The sequence below is a fragment of the Streptomyces sp. 7N604 genome, from assembly GCF_052245475.1.
Taxonomy (GTDB): domain Bacteria; phylum Actinomycetota; class Actinomycetes; order Streptomycetales; family Streptomycetaceae; genus Streptomyces.
In genome coordinates this window covers 57,873-78,120 of the sequence record NZ_JBQQBX010000034.1, presented here as the reverse complement: position 1 = coordinate 78,120, position 20,248 = coordinate 57,873, and the positions used below count along the sequence as shown (strand labels likewise).

Here is a 20,248-nt window from a genome sequence, read left to right as displayed (position 1 = left end):
GCGACCCCTTACAGCTTCATCAGGCTGGCGTCGTCGACCGAGGACGAGTGGCGGGAACGGAAGATCGTCACGATGATCGCCAGGCCGACCACGACCTCGGCCGCGGCGACGACCATCGTGAAGAACGCGATGATCTGGCCGTCGAGATTGCCGTGCATCCGCGAGAAGGTGACGAAGGCTAGGTTGCAGGCGTTCAGCATCAGCTCGACGCACATGAACACGACGATCGCGTTCCGCCGGATCAGCACCCCGGCCGCGCCGATGCTGAACAGCAGGGCGGAGAGGTAGAGGTAGTTGACCGGGTTCACTTGCCTGCCTCCTCGGCTCGCTCGATCCGGCCGAGACGCTGCTCGGCGCGCTGCTCCAGCGCGGCGAGGTCGGCGAGCGCCTGGCCCGACACGTCGCGGATCTGGCCCCGGGCGCGCAGCGTGTCGCTGACGGTGAGCTCGGACGGCGTGCCGTCGGGCAGCAGCCCGGGGATGTCCACGGCGTTGTGCCGGGCGTAGACACCGGGCGCGGGCAGCGGCGGGACCTGCTTGCCCGTACGGACCCGGGCCTCGGCCTGCTCCCGCTGGGTCGCGGCGCGCTCGGTGCGCTCGCGGTGGGTGAGCACCATCGCGCCGACGGCCGCCGTGATCAGCAGCGCGCCGGTGATCTCGAAGGCGAACACGTACTTGGTGAAGATCAGGGACGCCAGGCCCTCGACGTTGCCGCCGGAGTTCGCCTGGCCGAGACCGTTGAAGGTCCGGATCGACGCGTTGCCGATCCCGGCCATCAGCAGGACGCCGAAGCCGAGCCCGCAGGCCGCGGCCGCCCACCGCTGGCCCTTGATGGTCTCCTTGAGCGAGTCGGACGCGGTGACGCCGACCAGCATGACGACGAAGAGGAACAGCATCATGACCGCGCCGGTGTAGACCACGATCTGGACGACGCCCAGGAAGTACGCGCCGTTGGCGAGGTAGAACACCGCCAGCACGATCATGGTCCCGGCCAGGCACAGGGCGCTGTGCACGGCCTTCTTCATCAGGACCGTGCCGAGCGCGCCGAGGACGGCGACCACGGCGAGGACCCAGAACTGGAAGGCCTCGCCGGTGGAGGTGGTGTAAGCGGCGACGTTCACGCATCCACCCCCTGGTCCTCGGGCCGCTCGCCCTTGGAGACCGCGACCTGGCGCTCCGTACCGGGCGCGGCCTCGGTGACCAGACCCCGGTAGTAGTCCTGCTCGGTCATCCCCGGGTAGATCGCGTGCGGGGTGTCGACCATGCTCTCCTCCAGGCCCGCGAGCAGCTCCTCCTTGGTGTAGATGAGCGACTCACGGGTCCTGTCGGCGAGTTCGTAATCGTTCGTCATGGTCAGCGCCCGGGTGGGGCAGGCCTCGACGCACAGGCCGCACAGGATGCAGCGCAGATAGTTGATCTGGTAGACGCTGCCGTACCGCTCGCCCGGCGAGTAGCGCTCCTCGTCGGTGTTGTCCGCGCCCTCCACGTAGATCGCGTCGGCCGGGCAGGCCCAGGCGCACAGCTCGCAGCCGATGCACTTCTCGAGCCCGTCCGGATGCCGGTTGAGCTGGTGCCGGCCGTGGAAGCGCGGCGCGGTGGGCTTCTTCTCCTCCGGGTACTGCTCGGTCAGCCGCCGCTTGAACATGGCCTTGAAGGTCACGCCGAAGCCGGCGACGGGATTCTGGAAGTCAGGCACCGTCAGCCTCCTTTCCGTCACTTTCAGTATCGGAGCCACCACTGACAATCAACTCGCGTTCGTGGCGCGGCCGTCGGCGTGGCACGGGCGGCAGGGTCTGTCCGGGCAGCGGCGGCACCGGGAAGCCGCCGGCCATCGGGTCGAACGCGGGCGGCGGGCCGCCCTCCGCCCCGGCGGCCTCTCCCGCCTTCTCGCCGCGCTCGCGGAAGATGTCGTAGACGAAGGAGAGCAGCAGGAGCGCGACGACCCCGCCGCCCACGTACAGCACGATCTGCTGGTAGTCGACGTTCTCGTTGCGCAGTGCCCGCACGGTCGCGACGAGCATGACCCAGACCATCGAGACCGGGATGAGGACCTTCCAGCCGAGCTTCATCAGCTGGTCGTAGCGGACCCGCGGGAGCGAGCCGCGCAGCCAGATGAAGAAGAACAGCAGCAGCTGCACCTTGATGGTGAACCAGAGCATCGGCCACCACCCGTGGTTCGCGCCCTCCCAGAAGGCGCTGATCGGGTAGGGGGCCATCCAGCCGCCGAGGAAGAGGGTGATCGCGACCGCCGAGACGGTGACCATGTTGACGTACTCGGCGAGCATGAACATCGCGAACTTGATCGACGAGTACTCGGTGTTGAAGCCGCCGACGAGATCGCCCTCGGATTCCGGCATGTCGAACGGCAGCCGGTTCGTCTCACCGATCATCGACACGATGTAGATCAGGAAGGAGACCGGGAGCAGGATCGCGAACCATCGGTCGTGCTGTTCGGCGACGATCGTCGAGGTGGACATCGACCCGGAGTAGAGGAACACGGCCGCAAACGACAGGCCCATCGCGATCTCGTACGAGATCAGCTGCGCGGCCGAGCGCAGGCCGCCGAGCAGCGGGTACGTCGAGCCGGACGACCAGCCCGCGAGCACGATGCCATAGAAGCCGACGGAGGCGACCGCGAGGATGTAGAGGACCGCGATCGGCAGGTCGGTGAGCTGCATCGCGGTGAGCTGGCCGAAGATCGAGATCTCGTTGCCCGGCGGGCCGAAGGGGATCACCGCGATGGCCATGAAGGCGGGGATCGCGGCGACGATCGGCGCCAGCACGTAGACCGCCTTGTCGGCGCGCTTGACGACCAGGTCCTCCTTCAGCATCAGCTTGATGCCGTCCGCGAGGGACTGGAGCATGCCCCAGGGGCCGTGCCGGTTGGGGCCGATGCGCAGCTGCATCCAGGCGACGACCTTGCGCTCCCAGACGATCGAGAAGAGCACGGTCACCATCAGGAAGGCGAAGCAGAAGACGGCCTTGATGACGACGAGCCACCACGGGTCGGTGCCGAACATCGACAGGTCCTCCGCGGCCAGCTGCTGGACCGGCTGGATGTCCTGGATCATGCGTCCACCTCCGTCGGGGCGGGCTCCGTCGGGGCCGCGGCGATCTTCACCAGCCGGCCGGGGAGCACGCCCAGATCGCGCTGCACCCCGCCGCCGACGGAGTTCAGCGGGAGCCACACCACCCGGTCGGGCATCGGTGTGACCTGGAGCGGCAGTTGTACGGACCCGGCCGGGCCGGAGACCCGTACGACCGCGCCGTCCGCGACCCCCGCCTCCTCGGCCGTGGACGCCGAGAGCCGGGCGACTGCGGCGTGCCGGGTCGCGGCCAGCGCGTCGTCACCGGCCTGCAGCCGGCCCTGGTCGAGCAGGAGCCGGTGACCGGCGAGGACCGCCTCGCCCGCTTCGGGGCGGGACAGCGGCCGCGGGTGCTCCGCGGGCCCTGCGGCGTACGGCCCGTCCCAGGCGCCGAGCCGCTCCATCTCCCGCCGTACCGCCTGTACGTCCGGCAGCCCCAGGTGGCCCTGTCCATGAGCGCCTGCGCCGTCGGCCATGGCATCGGCGAGCATGTTCAGCACGCGCGCGTCCGGCATCCGGTGCCGCTGGACCATCAGGTCCGGCTTGAGCGCGGCCTCGAACGGCCTCGCGCGGCCCTCCCAGTTGAGGAACGTGCCGTCCTTCTCGGCGACGGCGGCGACCGGCAGAACGACGTCCGCCCGCTCGGTGACCTCGCTGGGCCGCTGCTCCAGGCTGACCACGAAGTCCGCCGCGTCCAGGGCCTGGAGCGCGCGGTCCGGGTCGGGCAGGTCGGCGACCTCGACGCCCGCGACGAGCAGTGCGGACAGCTCGCCGGTGGCCGCGGCCTCGACGATCTGGCCGGTGTCGCGGCCGTGCCGGTGCGGCAGTCCCGCCACGCCCCAGGCGGCGGCTGTCTCCTCACGCGCGCGTGGATCCGTGGCCGGGCGGCCGCCGGGCAGCAGCCCGGGGAGCGCGCCCGCCTCGATCGCGCCGCGCTCGCCCGCCCGGCGCGGGATCCACGCGAGCGTGGCGCCGGTCGCGGTGGCGGCCCGTACGGCGGCGGTCAGGGCACCCGGTACGCCTGCCAGCCGCTCACCGACGACGATCACCGCGCCCTCGGCGCGCAGCGCCTCCGCCGCCTTCTCGCCGTCCTCGTCCAGCCCGGCCCGGCCAGCGATTGCGTCGAGCCACTCGGTCTCGGTGCCGGGCGCGGCGGGGAGCAGGGTTCCGCCTGCCTTCGTCAGGCCGCGGGTGGCGTGGGTGGCGATGGCGAAGGTGTGCCGGCCGTGCTTGCGCCACGCCTTGCGCAGCCGCAGGAAGACGCCGGGCGCCTCCTCCTCCGACTCCAGCCCGGCGAGCAGCACCGCCGGGGCCTTCTCCAAGGCCGTGTACGTGAGCCCGCTGCCGTCCAGGTCCCGGCCCCGGCCCGCGATGTGCGCGGCGAGGAAGTCGGCCTCCTCTGCGCTGTGGACGCGGGCCCGGAAGTCGATGTCGTTGGTGTCGAGCGCGACCCGGGCGAACTTGGCGTACGCGTACGCGTCCTCGACCGTGAGGCGTCCGCCGGTCAGCACGCCCGTACGGCCCTTGGCTGCCGCAAGCCCCCTGGCCGCGGCATCCAGGGCCTCCGGCCAGCTCGCGGGCTCCAGTTCACCGGACTCCGCGCTCCGGACGAGCGGCGCGGTCAGCCGGTCGGGCAGCTGCGCGTAGCGGAAGCCGAAGCGGCCCTTGTCGCAGATCCACTCCTCGTTGACCTCGGGGTCGTCGGCGGCGAGGCGTCGCATGACCTTGCCGCGCCGGTGGTCCGTACGGGTCGCGCAGCCGCTCGAGCAGTGCTCGCAGACGCTCGGCGAGGAGACGAGGTCGAAGGGGCGGGAGCGGAACCGGTAGGCCTTGGAGGTGAGGGCGCCCACCGGGCAGATCTGGATGGTGTTGCCGGAGAAGTACGACTCGAAGGGCTCGCCCTCACCGATGCCGACCTGCTCCAGCGCGCCCCGCTCCAGCAGCTCGATCATCGGGTCGCCCGCGATCTGGTCCTGGAACCGGGTGCAGCGGGCGCACAGCACGCAGCGCTCGCGGTCCAGCAGCACCTGCGCGGACAGCGGGATGGGCTTCTCGTACGTCCGCTTCCTGCCCTCGAAGCGGGTGTCGGCCTGGCCCGCGCTCATGGCCTGGTTCTGCAGCGGGCACTCGCCGCCCTTGTCGCAGACCGGGCAGTCGAGCGGGTGGTTGATCAGTAGCAGCTCCATCACTCCGCGCTGGGCCTTCTCGGCCACGGGCGAGGTGAGCTGAGTCCGCACCACCATCCCGTCCGTACAAGTGATCGTGCAGGACGCCATGGGCTTGCGCTGGCCCTCGACCTCGACGATGCACTGGCGGCAGGCGCCGACCGGGTCGAGGAGCGGGTGGTCGCAGAAGCGCGGGATCTCGATCCCGAGCAGCTCGGCCGCCCGGATCACGAGGGTCCCCTTGGGGACGGAGAGCTCGATGCCGTCGATGGTGACGGACACCAGGTCCTCCGGCGGCACCGCCGCTTCCCCGCCTCCGGTGGGGGCGTTGGCCACGCCGGCGGAGCCGCTTGATGGTTGCAGCATGGTCATGGTTACGCATGCACCCCCTTGGTGGTGGCGGTCTTGTGGTCGTCGGCCCAGAGCGTCGACTTGGCCGGGTCGAAGGGGCAGCCGCGGCCCGTGATGTGCTGCTCGTACTCCGCGCGGAAGTACTTGAGCGAGGAGAAGATGGGCGAGGCGGCGCCGTCTCCCAGCGCGCAGAAGGACTTGCCGTTGATGTTGTCGGCGATGTCGTTCAGCTTGTCGAGGTCCTCCATGCGGCCCTTGCCCGCCTCGATGTCGCGCAGCAGCTGCACCAGCCAGTACGTGCCTTCGCGGCAGGGCGTGCACTTGCCGCAGGACTCGTGGGCGTAGAACTCGGTCCAGCGGGTGACGGCCCGGACGACGCAGGTGGTCTCGTCGAAGCACTGCAGCGCCTTGGTGCCGAGCATCGAACCGGCCGCGCCCACGCCCTCGTAGTCGAGCGGTACGTCCAGGTGCTCGTCGGTGAGCAGCGGGGTTGAGGAGCCGCCGGGGGTCCAGAACTTCAGCCGGTGTCCTGGGCGCATGCCCCCGCTCATGTCGAGGAGCTGGCGGAGCGTGACGCCCAGCGGGGCCTCGTACTGGCCGGGGCCCGCGACGTGTCCCGAGAGCGAGTAGAGCGTGAAGCCCGGGGACTTCTCGCTGCCCATGGAGCGGAACCAGTCGTTGCCGCGGTTCAGGATCGCGGGAACCGAGGCGATGGACTCGACGTTGTTCACGACAGTGGGGCAGGCGTAGAGGCCCGCGACAGCCGGGAAGGGGGGACGCAGCCGGGGCTGGCCGCGCCGGCCCTCGAGCGAGTCGAGCAGTGCGGTCTCCTCGCCGCAGATGTACGCGCCCGCGCCCGCGTGCACGGTGAGCTCGAGGTCGAAGCCGCTGCCCATGATGTCCTTGCCGAGGTAACCCGCCTCGTACGCCTCGGCGACCGCGTGGTGCAGCCGGCGCAGCACGGGCACGACCTCGCCGCGCAGGTAGATGAAGGCGTGGTTGGAGCGGATGGCATGGCAGGCGATCACCATGCCCTCGATGAGCGCGTGCGGGTTGGCGAAGAGGAGGGGGATGTCCTTGCAGGTTCCGGGTTCGGACTCGTCTGCGTTGACGACGAGGTAGTGCGGCTTGCCGTCGCCCTGCGGGATGAACTGCCACTTCATGCCGGTGGGGAAGCCCGCGCCGCCGCGGCCGCGCAGACCGGAGTCCTTGACCAGGGCGATGACGTCGTCCGGCGCCATCCCCAGGGCCTTGCGCAGGCCCTTGTAGCCGTCGTGGCGCCGGTAGGTGTCCAGGGTCCAGGAGTCGGGCTGGTCCCAGAACGCGGAGAGCACGGGCACGAGCAGCTTCTCGGGGCTGGTCTCTCCCCCGGCCCCCGGCCGGGAGGGGCCGCCATGTTCCGTTGACACGGTCATCACTCCTCGCCCTCCTCGGTCACCGGACCGGCGGGGTGCTGCGGGTCGGAGGCGGAGGTCTTCTGTGGTGCGTCGTGCGAGCTGGGGTGCGTCGCGGGCGGCTCGTCCGCGGGGGTCCCTCCTGAGGGAACCGAATGGGAGGAGCGCGGGGAGACGACGCGGCCCGGGCCTGCCTCGCCCTTGGCGAGCCGCAGTCCGGCGAGGGAGGCGGGCCCGGCTCCGCCGGTCGCCTCGACCGCGCCGGGCCGCTCGTCCGGGAAGCCGGCGAGGATCCGGGCGGTCTGCTTGTACGTGCACAGGGGCGCGCCGCGGGTCGGCTCGACGTCCCGGCCCGCCCGCAGATCGTCCACCAACTGCTTGGCGGACTCGGGGGTCTGGTTGTCGAAGAACTCCCAGTTGACCATCACGACGGGTGCGAAGTCGCAGGCCGCGTTGCACTCGACGTGCTCGAGCGTGACCTTGCCGTCCTCGGTGGTCTCGCCGTTGCCGACGCCCAGGTGCCGCTTCAGCTCGTCGAAGATGGCGTCGCCGCCCATCACCGCGCACAGCGTGTTGGTGCAGACTCCGACCTGGTAGTCGCCGGACGGCTTGCGCCGGTACATCGTGTAGAAGGTGGAGACAGCGGTGACCTCGGCGGTGGTGAGGCCGAGCATCTCGGCGCAGAACCGGATGCCGGTGCGGGAGACGTAGCCCTCCTCCGACTGCACGAGGTGCAGCAGCGGCAGCAGCGCGGAGCGGCTGTCGGGGTAGCGGGCGATCAGCTCGCGCGCGTCGGCCTCCAGCCGGGCCCGTACGTCGGCCGGGTAGTCGGGGGCGGGGAGCTGCGGCATCCCCAGGTGCACCTCTGGGTTGGCGGGGTTGGCTGTCACCGGTCGACACCTCCCATCACGGGGTCGATGGACGCCACCGCGACGATGACGTCGGCGACCTGGCCGCCTTCGCACATCGCCGCCATGGCCTGCAGGTTGGTGAAGGACGGGTCGCGGAAGTGGACCCGGTACGGACGTGTGCCGCCGTCGCTGACCGCGTGCACGCCCAGCTCGCCCTTGGGCGACTCCACGGCCGTGTAGGCCTGGCCCGGCGGGACCCGGAAGCCCTCGGTGACCAGCTTGAAGTGGTGGATCAGGGCCTCCATCGACGTGCCCATGATCTTCTTGATGTGGTCGAGCGAGTTGCCGAGACCGTCGGGGCCGAGCGCGAGCTGCGCGGGCCAGGCGATCTTCTTGTCGCCGACCATCACCGGGCCCGGCTCCAGCCGGTCCAGGCACTGCTCGACGATCCGCAGCGACTGCCGCATCTCCTCGAGCCGGATCAGGAACCGGCCGTACGCGTCGCAGGTGTCGGCGGTCGGCACCTCGAAGTCGAAGGTCTCGTAGCCGCAGTAGGGCTGGGCCTTGCGGAGGTCGTGCGGGAGGCCGGCGGCGCGCAGAATCGGTCCTGTGGCGCCGAGTGCCATGCAGCCCGCGAGGTCGAGGTAGCCGACGTCCTGCATCCGGCCCTTGAAGACGGGGTTCCCGGTGGCGAGCTTGTCGTACTCGGGGAGGTTCTTCCGCATCTTCTTGATGCACTCGCGGATGGCGTCCACCGCGCCGGGCGGCAGGTCCTGGGCGAGTCCTCCGGGGCGGATGTACGCGTGGTTCATCCGCAGCCCGGTGATCAACTCGTACAGATCCAGGATCATTTCGCGGTCCCGGAAGCCGTAGATCATGATCGTGGTGGCGCCGAGCTCCATGCCGCCGGTGGCGATGGCCACCAGGTGGGAGGAGAGCCGGTTCAGCTCCATCAGCAGCACGCGGACCAGGGTGGCGCGGTCGGGGATGTCGTCCTCGATGCCGAGGAGCTTCTCCACGGCCAGGCAGTACCCGGCCTCGTTGTAGAACGAGGTGAGGTAGTCCATGCGCGTGACGAACGTGGTGCCCTGCGTCCACGTCCGGTACTCGAGGTTCTTCTCGATGCCGGTGTGGAGGTAGCCGATGCCGCAGCGGGCCTCGGTGACCGTCTCGCCGTCGATCTCCAGGATCAGCCGGAGCACGCCGTGCGTGGACGGGTGCTGCGGTCCCATGTTGACGACGATCCGCTCGTCGTCGGCCTTGACCGCGGCGGTCGCGACCTCGTCCCAGTCGCCGCCGGTGACGGTGTAGACGGTGCCTTCTGTGGTCTCTCGTGGAGTCGCTTGCGAAGCAGACATCAGCTGTACGACCTCCGCTGGTCCGGAGCCGGGATCTGGGCGCCCTTGTACTCGACGGGGATGCCGCCGAGCGGGTAGTCCTTGCGCTGCGGGAAGCCCTGCCAGTCGTCCGGCATCATGATCCGCGTCAGGGCCGGGTGGCCGTCGAAGACGATGCCGAAGAAGTCGTACGTCTCGCGCTCGTGCCAGTCGTTGGTCGGGTAGACCGAGACGATCGACGGGATGTGCGGTTCGGCGTCGGGGCAGCCGACCTCGAGCCGGATCAGCCGGTTGTGGGTGATCGAGCGCAGGTGGTAGACGGCGTGCAGCTCGCGGCCCTTGTCGCCCGGGAAGTGGACGCCGCTGACGCCCGTACAGAGCTCGAAGCGCAGGGCCGGGTCGTCGCGGAGGGTCCTGGCCACCTGGGGCAGGTGCTCGCGGGCGATGTGGAAGGTGATCTCGTCGCGGTCGACGACCGTCTTCTCGATCGCGTTCTCGGGGACCAAGCCCTGTTCCTCCAGGGCGCCTTCGAGCTCGTCGGCGACCTCGTCGAACCAGCCTCCGTACGGCCGGGTGGCCGCGCCGGGCAGCCGTACGGACCGTACGAGGCCGCCGTAGCCGGAGGTGTCGCCGCCGCCGCTGGGGCCGAACATGCCGCGGCGCACGTCGATGACCTCGCCGTGGTCACCGCGCTGGCCCGGCAGGTTCTGGGCGTTCAGGTCCTTGTCGGGGTTGACGCCGTTGGCGTTCGGCTCAGGTGCATCGCTCACCGCAGCAGCCCCTTCATCTCGATCGTCGGGAGCGCCTTGAGCGCCGCTTCCTCCGCTTCGCGCGCCGCCTGCTCGCGGTTGACCCCGAGCTTCTCCTCGCGGATCTTCTGGTGGAGCTTGAGGATCGCGTCCAGCAGCATCTCGGGGCGGGGCGGGCAGCCGGGCAGGTAGATGTCGACGGGGACGACATGGTCGACGCCCTGCACGATCGCGTAGTTGTTGAACATTCCGCCGGAGGAGGCGCAAACGCCCATGGAGATGACCCACTTCGGGTTCGGCATCTGGTCGTAGACCTGCCGCAGCACCGGGGCCATCTTCTGGCTCACCCGGCCCGCCACGATCATCAGGTCCGCCTGGCGCGGCGATCCGCGGAAGACCTCCATGCCGAAGCGCGCGAGGTCGTAGCGCCCGGCGCCGGTGGTCATCATCTCGATGGCGCAGCACGCCAGGCCGAAGGTGGCGGGGAAGACGGACGACTTGCGCACCCACCCCGCGGCCTGTTCGACGGTGGTCAGCAGAAAGCCGCTCGGAATTTTCTCTTCGATACCCATGATTGGCCCCTAGCCCCCTAGTCCCATTCCAGGCCGCCGCGCCGCCAGACATAGGCGTAGGCGACGAAGACGGTGAGCACGAAGAGGACCATCTCGACGAGCCCGAACAGCCCCAGCGCGTCGAAGGTGACGGCCCAGGGATAGAGGAAGACGATCTCGATGTCGAAGACGATGAAGAGCATCGCCGTCAGGTAGTACTTGATCGGGAAGCGCCCGCCTCCGGCCGGGTGCGGGGTCGGCTCGATGCCGCACTCGTACGCCTCGAGCTTGGCCCGGTTGTAGCGCTTGGGGCCGACGAGACTGGCCATGACCACGGAGAAGATCGCGAAGCCTGCCCCGAGGGCGCCTAGCACGAGGATGGGCGCATAGGCGTTCACGCTCCTCGCTCCTTCCAGTCGACGATGACTGCGGACCGCGACCGGACGTGCACACCGCCAACACGAAGATCGTGCATATGTGAGGCAGTTCACAAGCCCGAGTCGACTGCATCCTATGCCTCTCGGTCTGTGATCTGCGACACGGGGTTCGACAAGCGCTTTGTGATCTCCACCACCTGACGAACGATCATGAAGTCGGATGAGCGGTGATCTTCATACGCGAAGCGTCCGGCCGATCACGAGCCGTGACATCTTCAGGCCTTACCGCAGGTCAGGGCGGTGCGCATCTAGCAAAGAGCAACGGTCCATGCAAATTCGCAATGGACTGCGAGGGCTGATAAATAGGCGCAACCCGCGGATCCGGAAGGCGATGGAAGACGCCGGAGACGGCGGGCGCGGCGGCTCGCGAAACGGCCATGATCGCCGGTGCGTGCACGCATTCACACGCAGGGCGGCGCTGTTCAATGCGCCGCCAAACCGTGAGGTATCCCACGTCGTCTCCGCGCTCGGGAATGCCTTACTTGGCCACCGAACGTAGGTGGTGGTAAGCGCCGCGCAATTCGGGCGAAACAAAGGAAAGCCGTGACCATGGCGTGACCGGAGCTGACCCCTCCGGAGCGGAACGAGCCATCCAAGATCGGCAAGTGGCCTTTCTCGCCGCGTACGTGACAACTGTGGCGCATCACACGTTCCTTGAAGGAACCCTTGGCACCCTGATAGCCGTGGTCGCATGTCCCACACCGCTCACATACGTAGCCGCCGGAAACCCCGTCGTAGCGCCAGCACCTGGGTGCTGCGCACGGGTGTGGCCGGCGGCGTCCTCAGCACCCTCGCCGTCACCGGCGGATCGGTCTCCGCTCTCGCGGCCGAGTCCACCGCCGAGACGACGGTGGAAATGCCCACGGTGACCGACACCCTCGCGGGCGCGGTCGCGCAGTCCTCCGCGGCCACGGAGCAGGCCGCCCTCGACTACGAGTACCGGGCCGAGCTCGAGAAGCAGCGTGAGCGCGCCGCGGACGCCGCGCGCAAGGCCGCCAAGAAGGCCAAGCTGGAGGCCGAGCGCAAGGCCGAGGCCGCGCGCAAGGCGAAGGCCAGGAAGGCGGCGGAGGCCCGCGAGCGCGCCTCCCGCGCCGCCGAGCGCACCACCCTGAGCACCGCCTCCTCCTCCGCGACCGGCAGCGCCGCGACCGTCCTCGCCTTCCTCGAGGCGCAGCTCGGCAAGGCGTACGTCATGGGTGCCACCGGCCCGTCGGCGTACGACTGCTCGGGGCTGACGCAGGCCGCGTTCCGGACCGTCGGCGTCGATCTGCCGCGCGTCTCGCAGGACCAGTCGACCACCGGAACGCCGGTGTCGCTGGACGCCCTTCAGAAGGGCGACCTGCTGTTCTGGGGCGGTACGGGCAGCGCGTACCACGTGGCCGTCTACGTGGGCGACGGCATGTACATCGACGCCGCCAATCCCAGCAAGGGCGTAGTGAAGCAGAAGCTCAGCGACTACCCGCCGACGAGCGCCACGCGCGTTCTCTGATTCGCAACTCCCCACGGGCTCCCATCACGCCGAAGGGCCGCCGCTCTCCCAGCCCGGGAGCTGCGGCCCTTTGTCGTGGCCACCGTCACGCCCGAGGTCGTCGCCGACCGGGAGGGAGACGGTCGTTGCCGAGGTCATCAGCTCGAACCACACGATCTTCCCGGTGTGTGTGCGTTCACACCCCCACTGGCAGGCCAGCGCGTCGAGCAGCTGCAGCCCTCTGCCCGTTTCGTCGTCGTCCTCGGCCTGGCATACCTGGGGCGGGTCGGGCTCCGTGTCCTCGACCTCGCAGCGCAGCGCGCCGTCCGCCTGGGAGAGGCTGAACCGGATCGGCCCCCACGCATGGCGGAGCGCGTTGGTGACCAGCTCGCTGACCAGCAGCTCGGTGTCATCGGTGTGCTCGCGGAGCGCCCAGTCGGCCAGCTGGGTGCGGGCAAGGCTCCGGGCCCTGGACACCGAGGACGGGTCGGGAGACAGCAGCCACACCGCGCGCGTGGCCGCGGGAGCCGCGGGCGTTCTCATTCCGCCCGGCCGGTGCGGACCCGGCGGGGCGCAGGCCACGCGCGCTTCGGGCAGGAGGTCCCCCGCGCTCGCGAAGACCCTCACGCCATGGCAGGTCAGGCCCCGTCCGTGCTCGGGGTGGAAGTCGATGAGACAGGCCGCGTCGTGGTCGGATGCGGCGAGGAGCGGACACGGTTGCTGGTGCTGGTACATGAGTCGGACCTTTGTACCGCCGCTGCGGCGGGATTCCTGTCGGCATGACCATCCTGTGCCGGGTGGGGGCCGGGGCATCAGGGGATGAATCCCCGGACCGGTACCTGAATCGTGCGTGCGGGGCGTACAGGGCGTATGCGCGGGGATGTGTAGGGGCATACGACGGCGCGTCGGCAGCCGCCGACAGGCCTACCTCATCCGTGCCGACCGGGCCCGGCCCCCTCAAGGTGCTCAGCGGCCCAGGCCGCGACCTGCGTACGCGAGTGGAACCCGAGCTTGGCGAGAATGCGCTCGATGTGGCCCTCGGCGGTGCGCTGGGCGATGACGAGCCGGGCGGCGATCTCCCGGTTGCTCAGCCCCTGGGCGACCAGCAGCGCGATCTCGCGTTCCCGGGGCGTCAGCGGGGCCGGGGCGGTCGCGGTGTCCGCGGTGGCGGCCGCCGGTTCGCCGAGCGCGCAGGTGACGGCATCACTGAAATCCATCGTCTCGCTGCGCCGGACCGCCGCCTGGAAGGCCTTGTCCCCGAGAGCCTCCCGTGCCCGCGCCTCGCACCGCTCGTGGGCGTCGACGAAGTGCCCGTACTTGGCTGGGGAGGCTCCCACCGCATGCCAGAAGACCCGGGCGGCCCCGAGCAGCTCCGCGGCCTGCGCGTGCCGGTCCTCCGCCCCCGCGGTCCAGGCGAGCGCCTCGATGCACAGGGCGATGCCGAGCCGGTCGTGGAAGGCGTACCGGAGCCGGGTGCTGTCACGGAGCAGGCCGGCCGCCCGGGGCAGGTCCCGCTGCCGGAACATCTCGAGTCCGAGCACCCACAGTGCGTACGAGCTGGACCAGTTCAGGCCCCGTTCCTTGCAGAACGCGAGCATCTCCTCACCCAGCTCGGCGGAGCGGGGATCGCCCAGCCATGAGGTGGCCTGCGCCAGCTGGTAGAGGCCGATCACGATGCCGCCGTCGTTGCCCAGGGCGCGGTGGCGCTCCAGAGCCTCGGCGAACAGCTCGACCGCGCGCGGGATGTCGCCCTGGAACATCGCTGCCTGACCGCCCCACTCGGTCGCCCAGGCGAGGGCCGTCTCGTCGCCCAGGTCCTGTGCCAGCCGACGGCATTCGGCCAGCAGCGGCAGCCCCTCTGGCACGTCGCCCTGCTGGATGGCGTACCACGCATTGGCCCACAGCGCCTTCGCCCTGACCGGGCTGGGCTCCGGATCGCGCGCGAGCGCCTGGCCGAGCCAGTGGCGGGCCTCGGTGAAATCACCCGAGGCGAGCCAGTAGGGCCACAGCGCGGAGCCGATGGCGAGCGCCGACCGCGCCCCGCCCGGCTCGGTGAGGGAGAACTCCAGTGCCGCTCGCAGATTGGGGTGCTCCCTCGCCAGCCGGGACAGCCACTCGACCTGGTCGGGGCGGGTCCAGGCGGCCTCGCCCGCCTCGGCCAGATGCCGGTACCAGTCCCGGTGCCGCCGGCGCAGACCGTCCTCCTGGCCGGACCCGGCGAGCAGCTCCCTGCCGTACTGGCGGATGGTCTCCAGCAGCCGGTACCGAGCCGGTCCGCCGTCCTGCGTACACCCGATGATCGACTTGTCGACCAGGCCGGAGATCAGCTCGAGCATCTCCCGCCGGTCGATGCCGTCGCCGGTGCACACCTCCTCGGCCGCCTCCAGATCCAGACCGCCGGAGAAGACCGACAGCCTGGCCCAGAGCAGCTGCTCCTTGGGCGAGCAGAGCTCGTAGCTCCAGTCGACCGCAGCTCGCAGGGTGCGCTGACGCGGCGGCACCGCCCGCCATCCACCCGTGAGCAGGTGCAGCCGGTCGTCCAGGCGGTCCAGGATCTGCTCGAGGGACAGGCAGCGCAGGCGCACCGCCGCCAGCTCGATCGCGAGGGGGATCCCGTCGAGCCTGCGGCAGAGCCCGCTCACGGCCTGCGCGTTCCGGTCACAGAGAGCGAAGTCCGGCCGCATGGCGCGGGCCCGCTCGACGAAGAGCGTCACGGCGTCGTACTGCGCCAGCGATCCGGGCGCCGCCTGCGCCTCGGGGTCGGGTACGGGCAGTGGCGGCACGTTCAGGATCGATTCGCCCTGCACCCCAAGCGGTTGCCGGCTGGTGGCCAGGATCCGCAGGCCGGGGGCCGTACGCAGCAGCCGCCCGGCCAGACTCGCGGTCGCGTCCGGCAGGTGCTCGCAGTTGTCCAGCAGGAGCAGCAGCTGCCGGTCGGCCAGGAAGTCGCAGAGGGCCTCGACGGGCGGCCGGGACTGATGGCGGATCCCGAGCACGTCGATCACGGTGTGGGCCAGCAGCCGCTCATCCGTGAGGGCCGCCAGCTCGACCAGCCACACCCCGTCGGGGAAAGCCCGCTCCACCTCGGCCGCGACCCTGAGCCCGAGCCGGGTCTTGCCCACACCGCCGACGCCGACGAGGCTCAGCATCCGCGTGTTCGACAGCAGCCGCTTCGCTTCCGCGAGCTCCCGACGGCGGCCGACGAAGCTTGTCGCGTCGGCCGGAAGGCCCTTCCCATGCCGCCGCGGCGCCACGAAAGTCATAGTGATCTGACTCTAGATATCCGGACTGATCGTGACAACCGGGCTGGTCATGGGAATCGGCCACCAGCCCCTGCGACGAGCCCGGGGTACGTGCCCCGGCTACGGGCCCGGGAACATGCCCCGGCTAAGGGCCCGGGATACGTGCCCCGGCTACGAGCGCGGTGCCACCTTCGACAGACCGTTGATGACGCGGTCCATGGCGTCACCGCCCTTCGGGTCCGTGAGGTTCGCGAGCAGCTTGAGCGTGAACCTCATCAGCAGCGGGTGCGTGAGGCCCCGCTGCGTGGCGACCTTCATGACCTTCGGGTTGCCGATCAGCTTCACGAAGGCGCGGCCGAGCGTGTAGTAGCCGCCGTAGGTGTCCTTGAGGATCTTCGGGTAGGCGCGGAGGGCGAGTTCCCGCTGGGCCGGGGTCGCGCGGGCGTGCGCCTGGACGATGACGTCAGCCGCGATCTGGCCGGACTCCATCGCGTAGGCGATGCCCTCGCCGTTGAACGGGTTGACGAGGCCGCCCGCGTCGCCGACCAGCAGCAGGCCCCTGGTGTAGTGCGGCTGCCGGTTGAAGGCCATCGGGAGCGCGGCGCCCCGGATCGGCCCCGTCATGTTCTCCGGCGTGTAGCCCCAGTCCTCCGGCATCGAGGCGCACCAGGCCTTGAGGACCTCGCGCCAGTCCAGGTCCTTGAACGCCTCGGAGGTGTTGAGGACGCCGAGGCCGACGTTGGACGTGCCGTCGCCCATGCCGAAGATCCAGCCGTAGCCGGGCAGCAGCCGCTCCTGGCCGCCGCGCCGGTCCCACAGCTCCAGCCAGGACTCCAGGTAGTCGTCGTCGTGCCGGGGCGAGGTGAAGTACGTCCGTACCGCCACGCCCATCGGGCGGTCCTCGCGCCGGTGCAGGCCCATCGCCAGGGACAGCCGGGTGGAGTTGCCGTCGGCGGCGACAACGAGCGGCGCGTGGAAGGTGACCGGCGTCTTCTCCTCCCCGAGCTTGGCCTCGACGCCGGTGATCCGGCCGGTACGGGGGTCCAGGACCGGCGCGCCGACGTTGCACCGCTCGTACAGCCGCGCGCCCGCCTTCTGCGCCTGCCGCGCCAGCTGCTCGTCGAAGTCGTCGCGCTTGCGCACGAGTCCGTAGTCCGGATACGAGGCCAGCTCCGGCCAGTCGAGCTGGAGCCGGACGCCGCCGCCGATGATGCGCAGGCCCTTGTTGCGGAGCCAGCCCGCCTCTTCGGAGATGTCGATGCCCATCGCGACAAGCTGCTTGGTCGCGCGCGGGGTGAGGCCGTCGCCGCAGACCTTCTCGCGCGGGAACGCGGTCTTCTCCAGGAGCAGGACGTCGAGTCCGGCCTTGGCCAGGTAGTAGGCGGTCGTGGAACCGGCGGGCCCGGCTCCCACGACGATCACATCGGCGCTGCGCTCGCTGCGGGCGGCGGTGTCGGGCACGTCGGCACTCCTGGTGCTCTCGGTGGAGACGGCGGACGACCGCAGTCTAGAACGCCCACTTCGCGGCCCCGCGGGAGGAGGTGCTACGCCGCTACGGCCGCCCGGCTCGGGACCGCGATCCGGTGGAGGGCGGCGGTGCGCTCCACCGGGTCCGGGGAGGACATGAGCGCGGAGAGTACGGCGATCCTGGCCTGGCCCGCGCGCAGCGTGCCGGTCGGCACCGCACCCGCCGCCACGAGGTCGACCGCGCCGCCGCCGCCCGCATAGATCGGGGTGACAGGGCCCGCCGGGACGCGCGTGGTCAGCGCGACGAGGACACCGCGGGAGACGGCCCGGCCGACCGCGGCCGTGAAATCCGGGGTGGCGTTGCCCGCGCCGGCGGCCACGAGCACGACGCCGCGCGCCCCCGCATCCACGGCCGCCTCGAGGAGCAGCGGGTCGGCGTCGCTGTGGTGCATGACCATGTCCACGCGCGGCATGACGGTGTCGACGGGCGGCAGGGCGAGGGGCTCGGAGCGCTCGGGGCGGCGGAGGATGTGGACGCGGCCGAAACCGACTTTTCCCACAGGGGTGTTGGAGGGGTCGGCGAAGGCGTCGGCGGCGAGGGTCTGGGTCTTCACAGTGCCGCGGGCGGCGTGCACCCGGCCCGCGAACACGGCGAGCGCGCCGAGGTCCTGGACGTTCGCGGCGGTCAGCAGCGCGTCGTAGAGGTTGCCCGAGGCGTCGCCGTCGACGGCCTCCAGGGGGCGCTGGGCGCCGGTGAGGACGACGGGGCGGCGGTCGCGGTGGTGCAGGTCGAGCAGGAAGGCCGACTCCTCGAGGGTGTCGGTGCCGTGGGTGACGACGACGCCGTCGACGGCCGGGTCCTCCAGGACCTCGTGGACCGCGCGGAGCAGGGCGAGTTGGTGGGCGGTGGTCAGCCGCGGGCTGTTGACGGTGAACAGGTCGACGATCTCGGTCTCGACGCCCTCGGGTACGGCCGCCGCGGCGAGTACGTCCCGCCCGGCCGCGTCGGCGGCGTAACCGTTGCCCTGCCAGCGGCTGGCTATCGTCCCGCCGGTGGTCACCACGACGATCCGTCGCATGCCCTGCTCACCTTCTTTCTTCACGTGGCTCTCGTGCTGTTCGCCGTGCTGCGTTTTGTCGTGCTGCGTTGCCCGCCTCGGATGGTCAACGAGCAAGAATAGGGAATGATGGCCGCAATAGGGTGGCGGAAATTCACGTTCACAGGGCAGCATGTGGCAGATAATTGCTCAATGGATGAGATCGATCGCAGCATCTTGCGCGAGCTCCAGGAGGATGGTCGGCTGACCAACCAGGAACTCGCCCAGCGCGTCGGCCTGACCCCCTCGCCGTGCCTGCGGCGCGTACGGCAGCTGGAGGAGGACGGGGTGATCCGCGGCTACCGGGCGGTGATCGACCCGGCGACGGTCGGCCGCGGCTTCGAGGTACTCGTCTCGGTGGAGGTGCGGCGGGACCGCGAGACGGTGGAGGCCTTCGAGGCCGCGCTGCGGGAGCTGCCGGACGTGGTGGAGGCGTACCGGCTCTTCGGCAGCCCCGGCTGCCTGCTGCGGATCGCGGTCGCGGACATCGACGCGTACGAGCGGCTGTGGATCGAGCGGATCACGGCGCTGCCGGGCGTGACGGAGGTCAACTCGCAGATCGTGATGAAGCGGATCAAGGAACCGCGCGGCTTGCCGGTCGTCCGGTAGCGGCGCGGCCCCCGGCGCGGCCCGGCGCGGCTAGTCCGCCCTGTACGCGCGGTGCAGGGCCACGATGCCGCCCGTCAGATTGCGCCAGGCGACCTTCGACCAGCCGGCCTTCTGCATACGGGCGGCCAGTGCGGGCTGGTCCGGCCACGCGCGGATCGACTCGGCGAGGTAGACGTACGCGTCCGGGCTGCTGCTGACCGTGGTCGCGATCGGCGGCAGGGCGCGCATCAGGTACTCGGTGTAGACGGTGCGGAACGGGGCCCACGTGGGGTGGCTGAACTCGCAGATCACCACCCGGCCGCCGGGCCTGGTCACCCGGAGCAGCTCGGCCAGGGCGGTGTCCGTGTCGTGGACGTTGCGCAGCCCGAAGGAGATCGTCACGGCGTCGAACGAGGCGTCGGCGAAGGGCAGCCGCGTCGCGTCCCCGGCCGTGAACGGCATGTGCGGGTGCCGCCTCTTGCCCTCCCGCAGCATGCCGAGCGAGAAGTCGCAGGGCACGACGTACGCGCCCGCGGCGGCGAACGGCTGCGAGGACGTGGCCGTACCGGCGGCGAGGTCGAGGATCCGCTCGGCGGGGCGGGCGCCGACGGCCTGCGCGACCGCCCGCCGCCAGAGCCGGGCCTGGCCCAGGGACAGCACGTCATTCGTGAGGTCGTACTTCGCCGCCACGTCGTCGAACATCGCGGCGACTTCGTGCGGCTGCTTGTCCAGGGAGGCTCGGGTCACGGCGCCCATTGTGGCAGCACCGCACCACGGCTCAGGAGCGCGGCCCCTCTGCCGGGTCGTGCGCCCACGGCATGCCGGAACACCGCGGGCTGCGCCTGGCCCAACTCCGCTTTGGCGGGCCGCTTTACGCGCGGCGGTACACCAGCCGTCCCCCGAGAGCCGTGACGAGACAGCCCCGGTCCTCGTCGAAGACCGCGAAGTCGGCCGCGCCGGAGGGGGTCAGCGCCCGGGGCCGGGGCCCGGGCGGGAGGGGCAGGGGCAGGACGCGGATGCCGGAGCGGTGGACGGCGGTGCGGACCGAGGCTCGGGTGAAGGGGCCGGACAGCGCCGTCGTCCCGGCGGCCAGCAGCCGCTGCACCCCGCGCCGCGCGCTGGCTCCCCAGCGGCTGTCGTCGAAGGCCGGCCCGGTGATCGCATCGCCGGTCAGCGCTCCGGTGCCGAGCTCACCGGCCTCACGCGGGTCGGGCCAGTACGTGCGCTCCAGCAGGGCGGGGCCGTCCGGCTCGTACCGTCCGGGCGTGAGGACGCCCTCCCACTCCCGGACGCGGGCCCGCTCCCCGTACTCCGCGAGCAGCTCCTCGTACGGCCCGATGGCCGCGAAACGGCCGCCCGAGACCACGACCGCGTGCCCGGCGTCCGGCTCGCCGCCCTCGGTGAGGCGGACGGCGCGCACCCGGTGAATCGTCAGCACAACAAGGCCAGTCGGCGGTCAGTCGGCG

Annotated in this window: 19 protein-coding genes; 2 read left to right on the top strand and 17 right to left on the bottom strand. The window is 70.8% G+C overall.

All coding sequences use genetic code 11. The annotated features are described in order from the left end of the window. Positions 1–8: 8 nt before the first annotated feature. From nuoK to ACTWP8_RS31145, 11 genes are read right to left on the bottom strand one after another with little or no spacing between them, the layout of a single operon-like run. The gene (gene nuoK / locus ACTWP8_RS31195; protein WP_443319336.1) at positions 9–308 is read right to left on the bottom strand and encodes an NADH-quinone oxidoreductase subunit NuoK; all 300 of its coding nucleotides are present in this window, start codon (positions 306–308) and stop codon (positions 9–11) included. Next, positions 305–1,120 (bottom strand): NADH-quinone oxidoreductase subunit J, encoded by an 816-nt coding sequence (locus tag ACTWP8_RS31190; RefSeq protein ID WP_443325434.1) that lies wholly within the window; start codon positions 1,118–1,120, stop codon positions 305–307. The genes nuoK and ACTWP8_RS31190 overlap by 4 nt, the downstream gene beginning before the upstream one ends. Continuing rightward, the gene (gene nuoI, locus ACTWP8_RS31185; protein WP_443325433.1) at positions 1,117–1,695 is read right to left on the bottom strand and encodes an NADH-quinone oxidoreductase subunit NuoI; all 579 of its coding nucleotides are present in this window, start codon (positions 1,693–1,695) and stop codon (positions 1,117–1,119) included. Before nuoI ends, ACTWP8_RS31190 begins: the two co-directional genes overlap by 4 nt. Continuing rightward, positions 1,688–3,070 (bottom strand): NADH-quinone oxidoreductase subunit NuoH, encoded by a 1,383-nt coding sequence (nuoH, locus tag ACTWP8_RS31180; protein WP_443325432.1) that lies wholly within the window; start codon positions 3,068–3,070, stop codon positions 1,688–1,690. Before nuoH ends, nuoI begins: the two co-directional genes overlap by 8 nt. Beyond that, positions 3,067–5,622: an NADH-quinone oxidoreductase subunit G gene (locus ACTWP8_RS31175; RefSeq protein WP_443325431.1), complete on the bottom strand. Its 2,556-nt coding sequence runs from the start codon at positions 5,620–5,622 to the stop codon at positions 3,067–3,069. The genes nuoH and ACTWP8_RS31175 overlap by 4 nt, the downstream gene beginning before the upstream one ends. A 2-nt stretch (positions 5,623–5,624) precedes the next feature. After that, a complete protein-coding gene (nuoF, locus tag ACTWP8_RS31170) occupies positions 5,625–7,016 on the bottom strand; it encodes an NADH-quinone oxidoreductase subunit NuoF (protein WP_443325430.1) in 1,392 nt (463 codons plus the stop codon). Further along, a complete protein-coding gene (nuoE, locus tag ACTWP8_RS31165) occupies positions 7,016–7,846 on the bottom strand; it encodes an NADH-quinone oxidoreductase subunit NuoE (protein WP_443325448.1) in 831 nt (276 codons plus the stop codon). The genes nuoF and nuoE overlap by 1 nt, the downstream gene beginning before the upstream one ends. 35 nt (positions 7,847–7,881) lie before the next feature. After that, positions 7,882–9,204 (bottom strand): NADH-quinone oxidoreductase subunit D, encoded by a 1,323-nt coding sequence (locus tag ACTWP8_RS31160; protein ID WP_443325429.1) that lies wholly within the window; start codon positions 9,202–9,204, stop codon positions 7,882–7,884. Next, positions 9,204–9,953, bottom strand: coding sequence for an NADH-quinone oxidoreductase subunit C (locus tag ACTWP8_RS31155; protein WP_443325428.1), 750 nt, complete (start codon positions 9,951–9,953; stop codon positions 9,204–9,206). The genes ACTWP8_RS31160 and ACTWP8_RS31155 overlap by 1 nt, the downstream gene beginning before the upstream one ends. After that, positions 9,950–10,504 carry a NuoB/complex I 20 kDa subunit family protein gene (locus tag ACTWP8_RS31150; RefSeq protein ID WP_443319344.1) on the bottom strand — a complete coding sequence of 185 codons (555 nt, stop codon included), beginning with the start codon at positions 10,502–10,504 and terminating at the stop codon, positions 9,950–9,952. The genes ACTWP8_RS31155 and ACTWP8_RS31150 overlap by 4 nt, the downstream gene beginning before the upstream one ends. A 17-nt stretch (positions 10,505–10,521) precedes the next feature. Then, a complete protein-coding gene (locus ACTWP8_RS31145; protein WP_443319345.1) occupies positions 10,522–10,881 on the bottom strand; it encodes an NADH-quinone oxidoreductase subunit A in 360 nt (119 codons plus the stop codon). Between the two features lie 730 nt (positions 10,882–11,611). On the opposite strand from ACTWP8_RS31145, the gene ACTWP8_RS31140 reads away from it, so the two are divergent. Then, positions 11,612–12,409, top strand: a complete 798-nt coding sequence (locus ACTWP8_RS31140) for a C40 family peptidase (protein ID WP_443325427.1) — start codon at positions 11,612–11,614, stop codon at positions 12,407–12,409. Positions 12,410–12,433: 24 nt separating this feature from the next. On the opposite strand, the gene ACTWP8_RS31135 is transcribed toward ACTWP8_RS31140, so the two are convergent. The 4 genes from ACTWP8_RS31135 to ACTWP8_RS31120 form a co-directional block, all read right to left on the bottom strand. Further along, positions 12,434–13,123 carry a DUF5999 family protein gene (locus ACTWP8_RS31135; protein ID WP_443325426.1) on the bottom strand — a complete coding sequence of 230 codons (690 nt, stop codon included), beginning with the start codon at positions 13,121–13,123 and terminating at the stop codon, positions 12,434–12,436. Between the two features lie 194 nt (positions 13,124–13,317). Next, a complete protein-coding gene (locus tag ACTWP8_RS31130; RefSeq protein WP_443325425.1) occupies positions 13,318–15,651 on the bottom strand; it encodes an ATP-binding protein in 2,334 nt (777 codons plus the stop codon). A gap of 150 nt (positions 15,652–15,801) precedes the next feature. Then, a complete protein-coding gene (locus ACTWP8_RS31125; RefSeq protein ID WP_443319349.1) occupies positions 15,802–17,091 on the bottom strand; it encodes a geranylgeranyl reductase family protein in 1,290 nt (429 codons plus the stop codon). Positions 17,092–17,174: 83 nt separating this feature from the next. Then, on the bottom strand, positions 17,175–18,176 hold the full coding sequence (locus ACTWP8_RS31120; RefSeq protein ID WP_443325424.1) for an asparaginase: 1,002 nt from the start codon (positions 18,174–18,176) through the stop codon (positions 17,175–17,177). A 171-nt stretch (positions 18,177–18,347) separates the two neighbouring features. On the opposite strand from ACTWP8_RS31120, the gene ACTWP8_RS31115 reads away from it, so the two are divergent. Beyond that, a complete protein-coding gene (locus ACTWP8_RS31115) occupies positions 18,348–18,803 on the top strand; it encodes an Lrp/AsnC family transcriptional regulator (RefSeq protein ID WP_443319351.1) in 456 nt (151 codons plus the stop codon). Between the two features lie 30 nt (positions 18,804–18,833). Here ACTWP8_RS31115 and ACTWP8_RS31110 read toward each other — a convergent pair whose 3' ends face one another. Both ACTWP8_RS31110 and ACTWP8_RS31105 read right to left on the bottom strand, forming a co-directional pair. After that, on the bottom strand, positions 18,834–19,529 hold the full coding sequence (locus tag ACTWP8_RS31110) for a demethylmenaquinone methyltransferase (RefSeq protein WP_443325423.1): 696 nt from the start codon (positions 19,527–19,529) through the stop codon (positions 18,834–18,836). A 124-nt stretch (positions 19,530–19,653) separates the two neighbouring features. Beyond that, a complete protein-coding gene (locus tag ACTWP8_RS31105) occupies positions 19,654–20,220 on the bottom strand; it encodes an imidazolonepropionase-like domain-containing protein (RefSeq protein ID WP_443325422.1) in 567 nt (188 codons plus the stop codon). Between the last annotated feature and the right edge of the window lie 28 nt (positions 20,221–20,248).